This window comes from Paraburkholderia pallida, assembly GCF_004524855.1.
GTDB lineage: Bacteria > Pseudomonadota > Gammaproteobacteria > Burkholderiales > Burkholderiaceae > Paraburkholderia > Paraburkholderia oxyphila.
The window spans coordinates 323,370-336,329 of record NZ_CP038148.1 but is presented as its reverse complement, the minus strand read 5'-3'; the positions used below and the strand labels follow the sequence as shown (position 1 = coordinate 336,329).

The following is a 12,960-nucleotide window of genomic DNA, read 5'->3' as shown; positions in this document are numbered from 1 at the left end:
CTCTCGATAAGAGTGGGGCTCAGCGGTGAAGCCCATGTGGGCGGCCTCGCGGCCGCGCCGTGCGACTTGATGTCTTAAGCGTAGTCGGCGAGTGCCGTGCGCATCTTCTTCATCGCGCTCGCTTCGATCTGGCGAATGCGCTCGGCCGAGACGCCGAACTCGTCGGCCAGCTCGTGCAGCGTCGAACCACCCGAACCGTCGTCGGCGACGTTCAGCCAGCGCGCCTCGATGATGCGGCGGCTGCGCGCGTCGAGTGCCTCCAGCGCGCTCGCGATGCCGTCCGACTGCAGACGATCGCGCTGACGCGAGGCGATCACGGCCGTCGGCTCGTTGTGCGAGTCGGCGAGCCAGGCGATCGGGGCGAACGATTCTTCGCCGTCGTCGGTCTGGCTTTCGAGCGCGATATCCGAGCCCGACAGACGCGTTTCCATCTCCACGACTTCTTCGCGCTTCACGTTCAGTTCCTGCGCGAGGCCTTCGATTTCCTCGGGCGTGAACGACTGCAGGCCCTGCTTGTGGCTGCGCAGATTGAAGAACAGCTTGCGCTGCGCCTTGGTCGTGGCGACCTTCACCATGCGCCAGTTGCGCAGGATGTACTCATGGATCTCCGCCTTGATCCAGTGCATGGCGTACGACACGAGGCGTACGTTCTGCTCTGGGTCAAAACGCTTCACAGCCTTCATCAGGCCGATATTGCCTTCCTGGATCAGGTCGGCATGCGGCAGACCGTAGCCCAGATAATTGCGCGCGATCGACACCACGAGTCGCAGGTGCGACAGTACGAGGCGGCGCGCGCCTTCGAGATTATTTTGCTCGCGATACTCGGTCGCGAACTGGCGCTCCTCTTGCGGCGTCAACATCGGGATCCGGTTCACGGCCTGAATGTAGGCGTCGATGTTGCCCAGTTGGCCAGGCAGCATGGAAGCGTTCGCGAGCGCCAGTACACCCGAACCCCCGGCCTTGGCCGACGACGGGCTAAGCATATTCGGAAGGGTCATGGTCATTGCGTTGCTCACGTAGCGAACTCCTCAGGAATCTTGCAAAAGTCAGACATCGACTCCACGGTGGATGTTAGCACTCTCAATTACCGAGTGCTAATACTTCGAGTCTGTAGGGACTTCAAGGTTCCGCCACTCCTATCGAAATATTTGTTTCGATAGATTTCAGCGAAACACTGAGAGGCAAGCTGGACGGGGCTTGCCGCCCGTCGCGGTCCCGCACACACCGGCGGGCCGAAGGAATACTCTAGAACGAGGCCGTCATCCGTGGCGGATGCGGAGGGGAAAAAGGGTTGGAGTGATCGGTTTTCCGGGCGGCTGGCGCTTCGCGGCGCTGCCTGGATATCAGGCCCGAATTTCGATGCCCGGACCTGTCTAATAGACACGGGATCAGGCCAAAAGTGCTGCGATGCGACATTCGGGCGCGGCCGGCGAGGCACGGCCGGTCAGGCGCGGCCAGCTAGGCGAGGCGCGCTTTGCACGGCCTTCGACCTGCCTCTGTGTCGTGTAGCCCTCATATGGGGGCGATCCGTTTGATCGCAAGTATCCATGCGTCAAAACCTGGTATAAATTTCAGCGAGGCGCGCGCGATACATCTTCGGTGCGAGTCGGCGCGATGACGTGGACTTGTGCGCAAGGGGCTCTGGCAATGGTTGCAAAAGTAATCGAAGCGATTCGCGGGCTGGAGCGCGAGCGGTTTCGCGCGATGGTGGACGGCGACGGCTCGTCGCTGGATCAACTGCTGTCTGACCACGCCACCTTCGTCCATACGAACGGCAAACGCGAGACCAAACAGCAGTTCATCGACGCGATCACGGCCGGGCGCCGCCGCTACCGCCAGATCGAGATCCAGTCGCAGGACGTGCTGCCGGTGGGGCGCGAGACCTGCGTGATCTCGGGCCGCGCGCTGATCGAAATGGAAGCGAACAACGGCGCGCTGCTCTATCCGATTGCCTATACGGCGATTCAGACCCAGGAGGATGGCCACTGGCGTCTGCTCGCCTGGCAGGCGACGCGTTGCGCGATCGAGTGACGACCGGTAGGTCCACTCGCCGATATCGCCTGCTGGGCGTGTCGGGCGCACGCCGGCGGCCCGTTTTGCCGCCGACGCTCAACGGCGTCGCCTGTCGACCAGAGTTGGCGCTTTAGCTGTCGGCCGGAGTTAATGCTTCAGCACTTACTCCGGCCCCATGCAAAGCCCCGTACTCTGGTCCCATGCAAAGCCATGCTGCTCCCACTAAACCGCTTCTTTCACTGTGCCGCCGCGCTTGCGCGCGGCGGCGTCACTTCGCGCACGTTCGCGTGCGCCCTGGTGTGATCAAGCCGCCGCGCGCTGGTCGACTTGCGGCCACGCGGCGCGGTTGACCGCGCTCACCATGGCGGCGATGGCCGCATGGGCGGCGTCGTCGGCGACTCCGACGCCATGGCGCAGCGGCTGGCCGCCCACCCGGCAGCCGACGAAGACCGCCGTGGCGCCCTGCGCCGTGCGCAGGGTTTCGAACGAGGTGACTTCAACGCCAACGCCCGCGGCCGCCGCCATCGCCGCGCCCACGGCCCGCGCATGCGCCTCGTCGATCTGCGCCGCCGCTGGCATCGCGACTTCGCGGCCCTCCCAGCGCACACGGCCCGCGCCCACGTGCACGGCCGGCCCACGCGTCTCGAGGTATTCGCGCGAGAAGAGCGCGCAAATGGCGTCGCCTGAAATCTCTTCGCCCGAGCCGTCGGTGACGGTCTGCACGGCGTGGCTGAATTCGATCTGCACGCGGCGCGGCGGCGTGAAGCCCATGCCGCGCTCGAGCAGCCAGGTGGCGCCGCCCTTGCCCGACTGGCTATTCACGCGGATCACCGCGTCATAGCTGCGGCCGAGATCGGCGGGATCGATCGGCAGATAGGGCACTTCCCAGAGCGCATCGGCTTTTTGCTGCGCGAAGCCCTTGCGGATCGCGTCCTGGTGCGAGCCCGAGAATGCCGTGAACACGAGGTCGCCCGCGTACGGGTGACGCGGATGCACGGGCAACTGATTGCAGCGCTCCACCACCTGGCGCACGGCGTCGATATTGGAAAAGTCGAGGCCCGGGTCGATGCCCTGCGTGTAGAGATTCATCGCGAGCGTGACGAGGTCGACATTGCCGGTGCGCTCGCCGTTGCCGAACAGGCAGCCTTCGATGCGGTCCGCGCCCGCGAGCAGCGCCATTTCGGCGGCGGCCACGGCCGTGCCGCGGTCGTTGTGCGGATGCACCGAGAGCACGATGCTGTCGCGGTACGCGAGGTTGCGGTCCATCCACTCGATCTGGTCGGCGTAGACGTTGGGCATCGCGGCTTCGACGGTGGCCGGCAGGTTCACGATCATCTTGTGATCGCGCGTCGGGCGCCAGGTCTGGGCCACGGCGTCGCAGACTTCGCGGGCGAACGAGAGCTCGGTCATGCTGAAGGTTTCCGGCGAGTACTGGTAGATCCAGTGCGTGCCGGGGCGCGCGTCGGCGTACTGGCGGATGAGGCGCGTGCCTTCGACCGCGAGCGCCTTGACCTCGTCTTTCGACTGCCCGAACACGATCTTGCGGAACGACGGGCAGATGGCGTTGTACAGATGCACGATCGCGCGCGGCACGCCTTCGAGCGCCTCGAACGTGCGGGCGATGAGTTCCTCGCGCGACTGCACGAGCACTTCGATCGTCACGTCTTCAGGGATGCGCTTTTCCTCGATCAGCTTGCGCACGAAATCGAAGTCGGTTTGCGACGCCGACGGAAAGCCGACTTCGATTTCCTTGAAGCCGATCGCGACCAGCATCTCGAAGAACTCGAGCTTCTGCTCGATGCTCATCGGCTCGATCAGCGACTGGTTGCCGTCGCGCAGGTCGGTGCTCATCCAGATGGGCGCGTGCTCGACGGTACGCGTGGGCCATCGGCGGCCGTTCAGGCGGATGGCGGGGAAAGGGCGGTACTTCTCGGCGGGATTACGCAACATGACATGCCTCGTTCTTCGTGGTGTCGTTTGCGATGGCGGTCGGCAGCGGGCGGCTGGCTGGCTGACGACGAGGCACGATGCGCACAACTTCGGGCGTACGGGCGGCAACCGCGGACGCGAAGAAGATGGCCACGGTGACGGCGGTAACCGGCGCGGCAGAAGCGGACATGAACGAAGCCCATGCAACGTGCATTTTGACCCTCGCGACTCGTCCGAACGGTAAACGGACGAATGCAGACGACTGGTTGTGGAGAAACTGCGGTTTGGGGTACTGCGAGAACTGCTTGGGAGGACTGCCGACCGGAGAGGGGGTCGCGCAGCGCTACGCCTGGCTTACGCTAGACGTAGCGATAGGGCCGCTAGGCGGCCGGAGGTAATTCGGAGGGTGTTCGGAAAGGAACGCATTCGTCGAATGTAAGCGAGGACTGGCGAGCCTGTCAACAACGAATGCTTGGTTTTGTGTCGCGAACTTGCGTGCGGAGTTGTGTGCAGATGAGCGGCGTTACGCGCGCTTCGCGATGCGCTTGATCGTCTCGACCTGACGGGCGATGGCGTCGGGCACCGGCGCGTCGCCGCGCAGCACGGCCTCGATCCAGGCCGCTGTCGTGGGGGCGTCGCGGCCTTCGGGCAGATCGATTTCGGGGCTGTCCGGTGACGAGCGCACCGGCTCGATCAAGGTCTCGCAGACGCCGTCGTGCAGCCAGTCCACCTGCACCTGGCGGCGCGTGTCGGCGACGGCTTCGCCCTCGGTGCCGCGCGCGAGCAGCGCCCCGCCCACGGCGGCCTCCGGGTGCGCCGCGAACAGTGCGCTCAGGCTCTCGCGATAGGGCGGATGCGTGTAGTTCACGAGCCGCAGGCCGGGCTGCGCAAACGGCTGCAGGAGCTTGACGAGCGTGTGCGTGGAGTTGCGCACGCCCATGCGCCGGCGCAGCGACAAGAGCCGCGCGAGCTTGGGCGCGAGCGTTTCGATCGACGTGAACGCCACGCGTCGCCCGGCAAGCTGCGCCTCGATCGCCGCGTGATCGTCCGCGCCGGGCAGGTTCAGCGCCGCGAAGATTTCGGCGCTCGTCACGCGGCCCGGATCGACGACGACGCCGTGCACGAGCGTCGGCACGCCTTCGCGCGCGAGCAGCAGCGCGAGCAGCGGCACGAGGTTCGCCTGCTTGCGTGCGCCGTTGTAGCTCGGGATCGACACGGGGCGGTACGCGCCCTCGGCTACCGCGATGGGCGCGAACGACGCATGCGCGGCCGCGAGCATGGCCGCGAGCTCGTCGGCGGTCTCGCCCTTGAGCCGGTAGGCAAGCAGCACCGCGCCCAGTTCGAGATCGGGCACGCAGCCGTCGAGCATCGCCGCATAGAGCGTATGCGTGTCTTCCGGCGACAGCGAACGCGCGCCATGCGGCCCGCGGCCGATCTCCTTGATGAAGCGGGCGCAGGAGAAAGTTTCGGTGGAGTCGGGGGCGTTCATGGCGGCGTGAGTGTGGTGCAGGCGGCACGCAGCGCAATGGCGGCGTGATAAGGGGCAATGACGCCGCTTTCGTCTGCGTTTTGGTCTGGATCGGTCCGGGATACGGGAAGTATCGCACGAGCGCCCCGGTGCACCGCCACCGCAGCGCGTTACACTCGCGTTCTACGTCGCGCATGCCGCGCCGCTGCGGCCGCGCGCTTCATTCGCTTGCCGCGCGCCTTGAACGGCGCGCGGCCCATCACGAAGACGGAGAACCCGATGACCTACGTATTTGACCCGGTGCCGCAAGCCGCGGTGCCCGTCGCCGGCACCGACGCACAATTTCCGGTGCGCCGCATCTACTGCGTCGGCCGCAATTACGAGGCGCACGCGCGCGAGATGGGGCACGATCCGGACCGCGAGCCGCCGTTCTTTTTCGCCAAGCCCGCCGATGCGCTGCTCTACGTCGCGCCCGGCACGACCGCCGAATTCCCGTATCCCGCACAATCGCAGAATGTCCACTTCGAGATGGAACTGGTCGCCGCGATCGGCAAGGGCGGCAAGAACATTCCCGTCGAGCGCGCGCTCGACCACGTGTTCGGCTATGCGCTCGGTCTCGACATGACGCGCCGCGACCTGCAAGCCGAAGCGAAGAAGCTTGGCCGCCCATGGGACACCGCAAAGGGCTTCGACCATTCCGCGCCCATCGGTCCGATCCATCCCGTCGCGCAAGTCGGCCAGTTGGCCAGCGGGGCGATCTGGCTCACGGTCAACGGCGAGGAGAAGCAGCGCTCGGACATTTCGCAGATGATCTGGCCGGTTGCCGATACGATCGCGTTTCTTTCCACGCTGTTCGAGCTGAAGGCGGGCGACCTGATCTACACGGGCACGCCGGAGGGCGTCGGCGCGGTGAAGCCGGGCGACGTGATGAAGGGCGGCGTGGACGGCATCGGCGAGTTTGCCGTGCACGTCGCGTAAGCGCATTGATAGAAGAGCATGAGGGGAGCATGAAGCTTTACAGCTATTTCCGGAGTTCGGCGTCGTATCGCGTGCGTATTGCGCTCAATCTGAAGAACCTGCCGTACGAGTACGTGCCGGTGCATCTGGTGCGCGAGGGCGGCGAGCAACTGAAGCCCGCCTATCGCAAGGTCAATCCCGACGCGATCGTGCCCACGTTCATCGACGATGAGAATCACACGATCCAGCAATCGCTCGCGATCATCGAGTATCTCGAGGAAACGCATCCCGAGCCGCCGCTGTTGCCGAAGTCGGCCGCCGATCGCGCGCACGTGCGCTCGATCGCGCTGCAGATCGCGTGCGAGATTCATCCGATCGACAACCTGCGCGTGCTGAAATACCTCAAGCACACGCTGGGCGTGGATGATGCGACCAAGGATGCCTGGTATCGGCACTGGATCGAAGCCGGGTTCGCCACGCTGGAGGAGCGCCTTGCGAACGATCCGCGCACGGGCAAGCTCTGCTATGGCGATACGCCGACGCTCGCCGACCTGTGCCTCGTGCCGCAGATCTACAACGCGAATCGCTTCAAGATCGACACGACACGCTATCCGACCATCCAGCGCATTCACGACTACGCCGTGCAGCTCGACGCGTTCGTGCGCGCGGCGCCGGGCGTGCAGCCGGACGCGGAGTGAGCCGGGATGAACCGGGCTCAACCGGGGTGACCGTCAGGCGCGTGAGCGCATGAAAAAATGGCGTCGTTCTCGCGAACGACGCCATTTTTGTTTGCGCCTGGGAGCGGGATCAGTTCCCGAGCAGCGCGTCCGCGAACTCTTCGGCCACGAACGGCTGCAGGTCCTCGACCTTCTCGCCCACGCCGATGAAATACACCGGAATCGGGCGCTGGCGCGCGATGGCGGCGAGGATGCCGCCCTTCGCGGTGCCGTCGAGCTTCGTGACGATGAGGCCGGTCAGGCCGAGTGCGTCGTCGAACACCTTCACCTGCGTGAGCGCGTTCTGCCCCGTGTTCGCGTCGATCACGAGCAGCACTTCGTGCGGCGCGCCGTCGAGCGCCTTGCCGATCACGCGCTTGACCTTCTTGAGCTCGTCCATGAGGTGCAGCTGCGTGGGCAGGCGGCCGGCCGTGTCGGCCATCACCACATTGATGCCGCGAGCGCGCGCCGCGCTTACCGCGTCGAAGATCACGGCGGCCGGGTCGCCGCTTTCCTGCTGCACGACCGTCACGTTGTTGCGCTCGCCCCAGATCGTGAGCTGCTCGCGCGCAGCGGCACGGAAGGTGTCGCCGGCGGCCAGCAGCACGCTCTGGTCGAAGCTCTGCAGATGCTTGGCGAGCTTGCCAATGCTCGTGGTCTTGCCCGCGCCGTTCACGCCCGCGATCATCATCACGAGCGGCTGCGCGCGGCCCAGCATGAGCGATTTTTCGAGCGGTTCGAGCAGGTCGATGAGCAACTGGCGCAGTGCGTCCTTCACTTGCTGGGCGTCCGTCAGGCGCTCGGCGCGCACCTTCTGGCGCAGCGTTTCGAGCAGGTACTCGGTGGCGTCGACGCCCGCGTCGGACATCAGCAGCGCGGTCTCGAGCTCCTCGTAGAGATCGTCGTCGATCTTCGCGTTGACGAAGATGCTCTGAATGTTCGAGCTCGTCTTCGAAAGCCCCGACTTCAGGCGCGAAAGCCACGACTTCTTCGCGTTGGCGTCGGGCGCGGGCGGCGGGACGATTTCGACGGTTTCGAGCTCTCTCTCCACGGCCTGTGGCGCGGCGGCGCTCACCGGAGGAATGTGCGCAGCGGGCGCAGAAACGGAGGACGGGACATCTGCGCCCACTTCGTCGGGCGCAGCCTGCGAGTCCGTTTCGGCCGCCTCGTTCCCGGCGCCCTTCGAGCCCCGGAGTCGTTTAAAGAAACTGAACATGGTCTGGTGTGAGGAAAACGCGCCGCGGTCTGACCGAGGGACGGTCATGGACGTAGCTCAAGCGGGCAACGCGTGGAAAACACGTCATTTTATCAGGCGCCTCCGGGCGCGTCGTCGGGGCAGGCGTGCGGTATCCATCCCAGCGTCTGCGCAACCCTGTGGTAACGTTCGCGCATTGGCCAGCGCGGCGCTTGCGCGCGCGGCAAGTCGTGCCGTGCCTGCCGCCGTCCGGGCGGCGAGCGCCGGTGCGCAACAGTACCGATTCACTCAGAAAAAACGCATGCCCCGTTCATCCTCCCCGCGTCCGCAAGGCGCACGCGCAGTTCGTGGTGCGCAATCCGGCTCGCCGTCCGGCCGCGCCGGCGGCGCGCACACGATCCGCATCATTGGCGGCGACTGGAAGCGCACGCCGCTGCCGGTGCTCGAACTCGAAGGCCTGCGGCCCACGCCCGACCGCGTGCGTGAGACGCTCTTCAACTGGCTCGGCCAGCGCCTCGACGGCCTGCGCTGCCTCGACCTGTTCGCGGGCAGTGGCGCGCTCGGCTTCGAAGCGGCGTCGCGTGGCGCGGCGCGCGTGGTGATGGTCGAGCGCAATGCGCGTGCCGCCGCCCAGATGCGTGCGAACCAGGCGCGTCTTGGCGCTCGCATGATCGAAGTCGCCGAAGCCGACGCGCTGCGCCTCGCCGCCAGTCTCGCGCCTGGCTCGTTCGACGTCGTGTTCCTCGATCCGCCGTTCGGCGATGCCGCGCTGCTCGCGCGCTCGCTCGAGCTGGCCGCGCCGCTCGTCGCAGCCGACGGCTGGCTCTACGTGGAGTCGGGCGAGGCCGTGGATCCCGCGACCCACCCCGCGCTGGCGGGCTGGAGCGTGGTGCGCGAGGGCAAGGCAGGGGCGGTTCGGTATCATTTGCTGCAGCGCGAAAATGAGGAATAATGCGCGTTCGATAAAGAAGCGGCGGGCGGCTTCAGGCGCCACGCAGGCACTCGCGCATGCGGCGCACGAGCCGCACATTGCGCCCCATTTCTGTTGAGAGGAGAAGCCTCATGGTAGTCGCCGTGTACCCCGGTACGTTCGATCCGCTCACGCGCGGTCACGAAGATCTCGTGCGGCGCGCGTCGAGCATTTTCGACACGCTGGTGGTCGGTGTCGCCGACAGCCGCAACAAGAAGCCGTTCTTCTCGCTCGAAGAGCGGCTCGAGATTGCGCACGAGGTGCTCGGCCACTATCCGAACGTCCAGGTGATGAGCTTCAAGGGCCTGCTCAAGGATTTCGTGCGCAACAACAACGCGCGCGTGATAGTGCGTGGCCTGCGCGCCGTGTCGGACTTCGAATATGAGTTCCAGATGGCGGGCATGAACCGCTACCTGCTGCCGGACGTCGAGACGATGTTCATGACGCCGTCGGACCAATACCAGTTCATTTCGGGCACGATCGTGCGCGAAATCGCCCAGTTGGGCGGCGATGTCAGCAAGTTCGTGTTTCCTTCGGTGGAAAAGCGGCTGCAGGACAAGGTCGCTTCGCTCGGCGGCCCGGCCTGACAAAGCTCGAGCGGCGCGTGCCGCACGGCGCCGCTTTCTTCCCTTTCTGAAGCGCAGCGGCCACAGGCTTCGAAGGCCCGGCAAGGCGCGGGCCGCGGCGCTATAATGGCTTGTTTTTAAAGGGAAACGTGAGAGTAGTATGGCCCTGATGATTACCGACGAGTGCATCAATTGCGACGTCTGCGAGCCCGAGTGCCCGAACGATGCAATTTCGATGGGCCCCGAAATCTACGTGATCGACCCGAAGAAGTGCACCGAATGCGTTGGCCACTTCGACGAGCCGCAGTGCATCCAGGTCTGCCCGGTCGAGTGCATTCCGAAAAATCCGGAACATGTGGAATCGCACGAGCAGTTGATGGAGAAGTATCGCGTGCTCGTGGCGGCGAAGAGCGCTTGAAGCGCAGGCAGGCCTCGCGCCCATGCGGAAACAAAAAACGCGCCTCGATGAGGCGCGTTTTTTGTTTGATGCGCGTCTTTTAGCCGACGATGACCTTCAGCGCTTCGACCAGCGTAGCGCATTCGTCGTCGGTGCCGATCGAGATGCGCAGGTGCTGGTTCACGCGCGGCGCATTGAAGTGGCGCACGAAGATCTCTTTCTCGCGCAGCTTCGCGGCGAGTTGTGCGGCGTCGTGCGCGGGATGCTTCGCGAACACGAAATTGGCCGCCGAGGGCACGACCTTGAAGCCCAGCGCCTCGAGCGAGGCCGTCAGGCGCTCACGGCTCTCCATGACGCGTCTGCGCGTGCTTTCCAGCCACTCGGCGTCCTCGTAGGCGGCCGTCGCCGCGGCTTGCGCAAGGCGGTCGAGCGGATACGAGTTGAAGCTGTCCTTCACGCGGTTGAGCGCGTCGATCAGATCGGCGTGGCCGAACGCGAAGCCCACACGCATGCCCGCGAGCGAGCGCGACTTCGACGTCGTGTGCACCACGAGCAGGTTCGGGTAGCGGTCGATCAGCGCGATCGCCGATTCTGCGCCGAAATCCACATAGGCTTCATCCACAACCACGACCGAGTCGGCGTTCGCCGCTACGAGGCGCTCGACTTCTGCGAGCGGCAGCGCGTGGCCGGTGGGCGCGTTGGGATTCGGGAAGATCACGCCGCCGTTCGTCGCGCCATTGGCCGGCAGATAGTCGTCGACCTGGATCGCGAACTGCGCGTCGAGCGGCACCGTGCGGTACTCGACGTCGTAAAGACGCGCGTACGTCGGGTAGAAGCTGTACGTGATATCGGGAAAGAGGATCGGCTTGTCGTGCTTGAGCAGCGCCTGGAATGCGTGCGCGAGCACTTCGTCGGAGCCGTTGCCCACGAACACCTGATCCGCGCGGATGCCGTGGTGCGCGGCCACCGCGGCGCGCAGGCGCCTCGCGACCGGGTCCGGATAGCGGCGCAGAGACTCGGCCGTCTCGCCGAGCTCGGCTTGGATCGCTTCGAGCACGCGCGGGGAGGGCGGGTACGGGTTCTCGTTGGTGTTCAGCTTCACCGGCTTCGCGAGCGCGGGCTGCTCGCCCGGCACATAAGGCATGAGGCCGTGGACGATGTCACTCCAGTAACGACTCAAGACTCTCTCCTTCAGTACTTCATAGGGCCTGCTGACGATGCACGCTACGCGCGTGCGCAAAATCACCCGTTGCGATGCAGCTGCATGACGGCGCGCTCGGCCTCGCCCTTCACGAAGGTGGGCATGACGGCGAGCGCACGCTCGATCGACGCGTCGATCACGTCCTGCTCCTCGCGGCGCGGCGGCTTGAGCACGAAGTTCGCGACGTCGGGCTTGGCCCCCGCGCGCGCGCCTTCGGGAATCAGGTCACGCGGATGGCCGATGCCGATGCGCAAGCGCCAGTATTGCTGCGTCGACAGATGGGCGGAAATGTCCTTCAGGCCGTTGTGGCCGCCGCTGCCGCCGCCGAGCTTGAGCTTGACGGTGCCGGGCGGCAGGTCGAGCTCGTCGTGCGCGACGAGGATCTCGTCGGGCAGGATCTTGAAGAAGTTCGCGAGCGCGACGACCGACTGGCCCGAGCGGTTCATATAAGTCTGCGGCTCGAGCAGATGCACTTCCTCGCCGTAGAGGCGCGCCTTCGCATAATGGCCGTGGAAGCGCCGCTCGTCGCGCAGCGTCGTGCCGGCTTCGCGCGCGAGCTGGTCCACGAGCCAGAAGCCCGCGTTATGGCGCGTTGCCGTGTATTCGGCGCCCGGATTGCCGAGCCCGACGATCAACCTGATCATTGTGGTGTTCCGCCTGCAGAATTCGTTGAAGCAACCGCCAAGTGTACGAAAAAACGGCGAAAAAAAACCCGCCGGGGCGAACCGCGGCGGGTCACGTCGTCCGTTTCATTGAAACGGATCGAGAGGATCAGCTTTTTTGCTGTACAGCGGGCTGCAAAGCCGCAGCGCTTACTCAGCAGCCGGTGCTTCTTCGCCTTCAGCAGCCGCCTGGGCGCCAGCCGGCACGGGTGCCGATGCGACCACCGGGTTTTCGGCTTCAACGTGCGGGACCAGCGTCACGCCGGCGGGCAGCGTGATGTCCTTGGCGTGCAGCGACTGGCCAGCTTCGATCTTCGCGAGGTCGACTTCGAGGAATTCCGGCAGCGCGCCCGGCAGGCACACCACTTCGATTTCGGCGAGGACGTGCGAAATGATCGCGCCACCCAGCTTGACGGCCGGGTTGGTTTCCTGGTTCATGAAGTGCAGGGGCACCTTCGTGTGGATCTTCTTGTTCGGATCGACACGCTGGAAGTCCACGTGCAGCACGAGCTGACGGAACGGGTGGTATTGCACGTCGCGCAGCAGGACTTGCTGCGACTTGCCGGCCACTTCGAGGTCGAGAATCGACGAGTGGAAGGCTTCCTTCTTCAGGGCGTGCCACAGCGCATTGTGGTCGAGCTCGACCAGTTGCGGCTCAGCGCCGAAACCGTAGACGATGCCCGGCGTCTTGCCAGCATTGCGCAGGCGGCGGCTCGCACCCGTACCTTGCAGATTGCGTTCGAAAGCGATGACTTTCATGATGTTCTCAGTTATTGCACTGCCCGCGACCAGGCAGTCAGTAAAACGGGGCCGTTCAGGCATTATTTCTGCCGAAAGGCCCCAACGATACGGCGCAGACCTTCGTCCGTCTGCGCCGATTACACCA

The 12,960-nt window shown here is 65.3% G+C and carries 14 protein-coding genes; 6 read left to right on the top strand and 8 right to left on the bottom strand.

The window, feature by feature from the left end; genetic code table 11:
* Positions 1–74: 74 nt before the first annotated feature.
* Positions 75–1,016 (bottom strand): RNA polymerase sigma factor RpoH, encoded by a 942-nt coding sequence (rpoH, locus tag E1956_RS01410; RefSeq protein ID WP_134746770.1) that lies wholly within the window; start codon positions 1,014–1,016, stop codon positions 75–77.
* A gap of 631 nt (positions 1,017–1,647) precedes the next feature.
* Between rpoH and E1956_RS01405 the strand changes: the two genes are divergently transcribed.
* Positions 1,648–2,031, top strand: coding sequence for a nuclear transport factor 2 family protein (locus tag E1956_RS01405; protein WP_028219992.1), 384 nt, complete (start codon positions 1,648–1,650; stop codon positions 2,029–2,031).
* Positions 2,032–2,316: 285 nt separating this feature from the next.
* On the opposite strand, the gene leuA is transcribed toward E1956_RS01405, so the two are convergent.
* From leuA to ybiB, 3 genes are all read right to left on the bottom strand, one after another.
* Complete coding sequence (leuA, locus tag E1956_RS01400) at positions 2,317–3,963, bottom strand: 2-isopropylmalate synthase (RefSeq protein WP_134746768.1); 1,647 nt, start codon at positions 3,961–3,963, stop codon at positions 2,317–2,319.
* Complete coding sequence (locus E1956_RS46005; protein ID WP_167759956.1) at positions 3,953–4,132, bottom strand: hypothetical protein; 180 nt, start codon at positions 4,130–4,132, stop codon at positions 3,953–3,955. The genes leuA and E1956_RS46005 overlap by 11 nt, the downstream gene beginning before the upstream one ends.
* 333 nt (positions 4,133–4,465) lie before the next feature.
* On the bottom strand, positions 4,466–5,431 hold the full coding sequence (ybiB, locus tag E1956_RS01395; protein WP_134746766.1) for a DNA-binding protein YbiB: 966 nt from the start codon (positions 5,429–5,431) through the stop codon (positions 4,466–4,468).
* Positions 5,432–5,689: 258 nt separating this feature from the next.
* Between ybiB and E1956_RS01390 the strand changes: the two genes are divergently transcribed.
* Entirely contained in the window at positions 5,690–6,388 is a 699-nt protein-coding gene (locus E1956_RS01390) for a fumarylacetoacetate hydrolase family protein (RefSeq protein ID WP_134746764.1), read from the top strand.
* A gap of 29 nt (positions 6,389–6,417) precedes the next feature.
* Positions 6,418–7,065: a maleylacetoacetate isomerase gene (maiA, locus tag E1956_RS01385; protein ID WP_134746762.1), complete on the top strand. Its 648-nt coding sequence runs from the start codon at positions 6,418–6,420 to the stop codon at positions 7,063–7,065.
* Between the two features lie 109 nt (positions 7,066–7,174).
* Here maiA and ftsY read toward each other — a convergent pair whose 3' ends face one another.
* Entirely contained in the window at positions 7,175–8,299 is a 1,125-nt protein-coding gene (ftsY, locus tag E1956_RS01380; protein ID WP_134746760.1) for a signal recognition particle-docking protein FtsY, read from the bottom strand.
* Positions 8,300–8,579: 280 nt separating this feature from the next.
* On the opposite strand from ftsY, the gene rsmD reads away from it, so the two are divergent.
* From rsmD to E1956_RS01365, 3 genes are all read left to right on the top strand, one after another.
* Positions 8,580–9,230, top strand: a complete 651-nt coding sequence (rsmD, locus tag E1956_RS01375) for a 16S rRNA (guanine(966)-N(2))-methyltransferase RsmD (RefSeq protein ID WP_134746758.1) — start codon at positions 8,580–8,582, stop codon at positions 9,228–9,230.
* A gap of 110 nt (positions 9,231–9,340) precedes the next feature.
* Positions 9,341–9,835, top strand: a complete 495-nt coding sequence (gene coaD, locus E1956_RS01370) for a pantetheine-phosphate adenylyltransferase (RefSeq protein ID WP_133196127.1) — start codon at positions 9,341–9,343, stop codon at positions 9,833–9,835.
* A gap of 139 nt (positions 9,836–9,974) precedes the next feature.
* A complete protein-coding gene (locus E1956_RS01365) occupies positions 9,975–10,232 on the top strand; it encodes a YfhL family 4Fe-4S dicluster ferredoxin (RefSeq protein ID WP_134746755.1) in 258 nt (85 codons plus the stop codon).
* Positions 10,233–10,311: 79 nt separating this feature from the next.
* Here the strand turns inward: E1956_RS01365 and hisC are convergent, their stop codons facing one another.
* From hisC to E1956_RS01350, 3 genes are all read right to left on the bottom strand, one after another.
* Positions 10,312–11,391, bottom strand: a complete 1,080-nt coding sequence (gene hisC, locus E1956_RS01360; RefSeq protein ID WP_134746753.1) for a histidinol-phosphate transaminase — start codon at positions 11,389–11,391, stop codon at positions 10,312–10,314.
* Between the two features lie 62 nt (positions 11,392–11,453).
* Complete coding sequence (gene pth / locus E1956_RS01355) at positions 11,454–12,056, bottom strand: aminoacyl-tRNA hydrolase (RefSeq protein ID WP_134746751.1); 603 nt, start codon at positions 12,054–12,056, stop codon at positions 11,454–11,456.
* A 168-nt stretch (positions 12,057–12,224) separates the two neighbouring features.
* Positions 12,225–12,833, bottom strand: coding sequence for a 50S ribosomal protein L25/general stress protein Ctc (locus tag E1956_RS01350; RefSeq protein ID WP_134746749.1), 609 nt, complete (start codon positions 12,831–12,833; stop codon positions 12,225–12,227).
* Positions 12,834–12,960 lie beyond the last annotated feature (127 nt).

Bases quoted from the DNA above. Each gene is read 5' to 3' on its own strand.
- leuA (WP_134746768.1), bottom strand. From the start codon at position 3,963: ATGTTGCGTAATCCCGCCGAGAAGTACCGCCCTTTCCCCGCCATCCGC.
- E1956_RS46005 (WP_167759956.1), bottom strand. From the start codon at position 4,132: ATGTCCGCTTCTGCCGCGCCGGTTACCGCCGTCACCGTGGCCATCTTC.
- ftsY (WP_134746760.1), bottom strand. From the start codon at position 8,299: ATGTTCAGTTTCTTTAAACGACTCCGGGGCTCGAAGGGCGCCGGGAAC.
- maiA (WP_134746762.1), top strand. From the start codon at position 6,418: ATGAAGCTTTACAGCTATTTCCGGAGTTCGGCGTCGTATCGCGTGCGT.
- E1956_RS01390 (WP_134746764.1), top strand. From the start codon at position 5,690: ATGACCTACGTATTTGACCCGGTGCCGCAAGCCGCGGTGCCCGTCGCC.
- pth (WP_134746751.1), bottom strand. From the start codon at position 12,056: ATGATCAGGTTGATCGTCGGGCTCGGCAATCCGGGCGCCGAATACACG.
- E1956_RS01365 (WP_134746755.1), top strand. From the start codon at position 9,975: ATGGCCCTGATGATTACCGACGAGTGCATCAATTGCGACGTCTGCGAG.
- rsmD (WP_134746758.1), top strand. From the start codon at position 8,580: ATGCCCCGTTCATCCTCCCCGCGTCCGCAAGGCGCACGCGCAGTTCGT.
- E1956_RS01405 (WP_028219992.1), top strand. From the start codon at position 1,648: ATGGTTGCAAAAGTAATCGAAGCGATTCGCGGGCTGGAGCGCGAGCGG.
- coaD (WP_133196127.1), top strand. From the start codon at position 9,341: ATGGTAGTCGCCGTGTACCCCGGTACGTTCGATCCGCTCACGCGCGGT.
- ybiB (WP_134746766.1), bottom strand. From the start codon at position 5,431: ATGAACGCCCCCGACTCCACCGAAACTTTCTCCTGCGCCCGCTTCATC.
- E1956_RS01350 (WP_134746749.1), bottom strand. From the start codon at position 12,833: ATGAAAGTCATCGCTTTCGAACGCAATCTGCAAGGTACGGGTGCGAGC.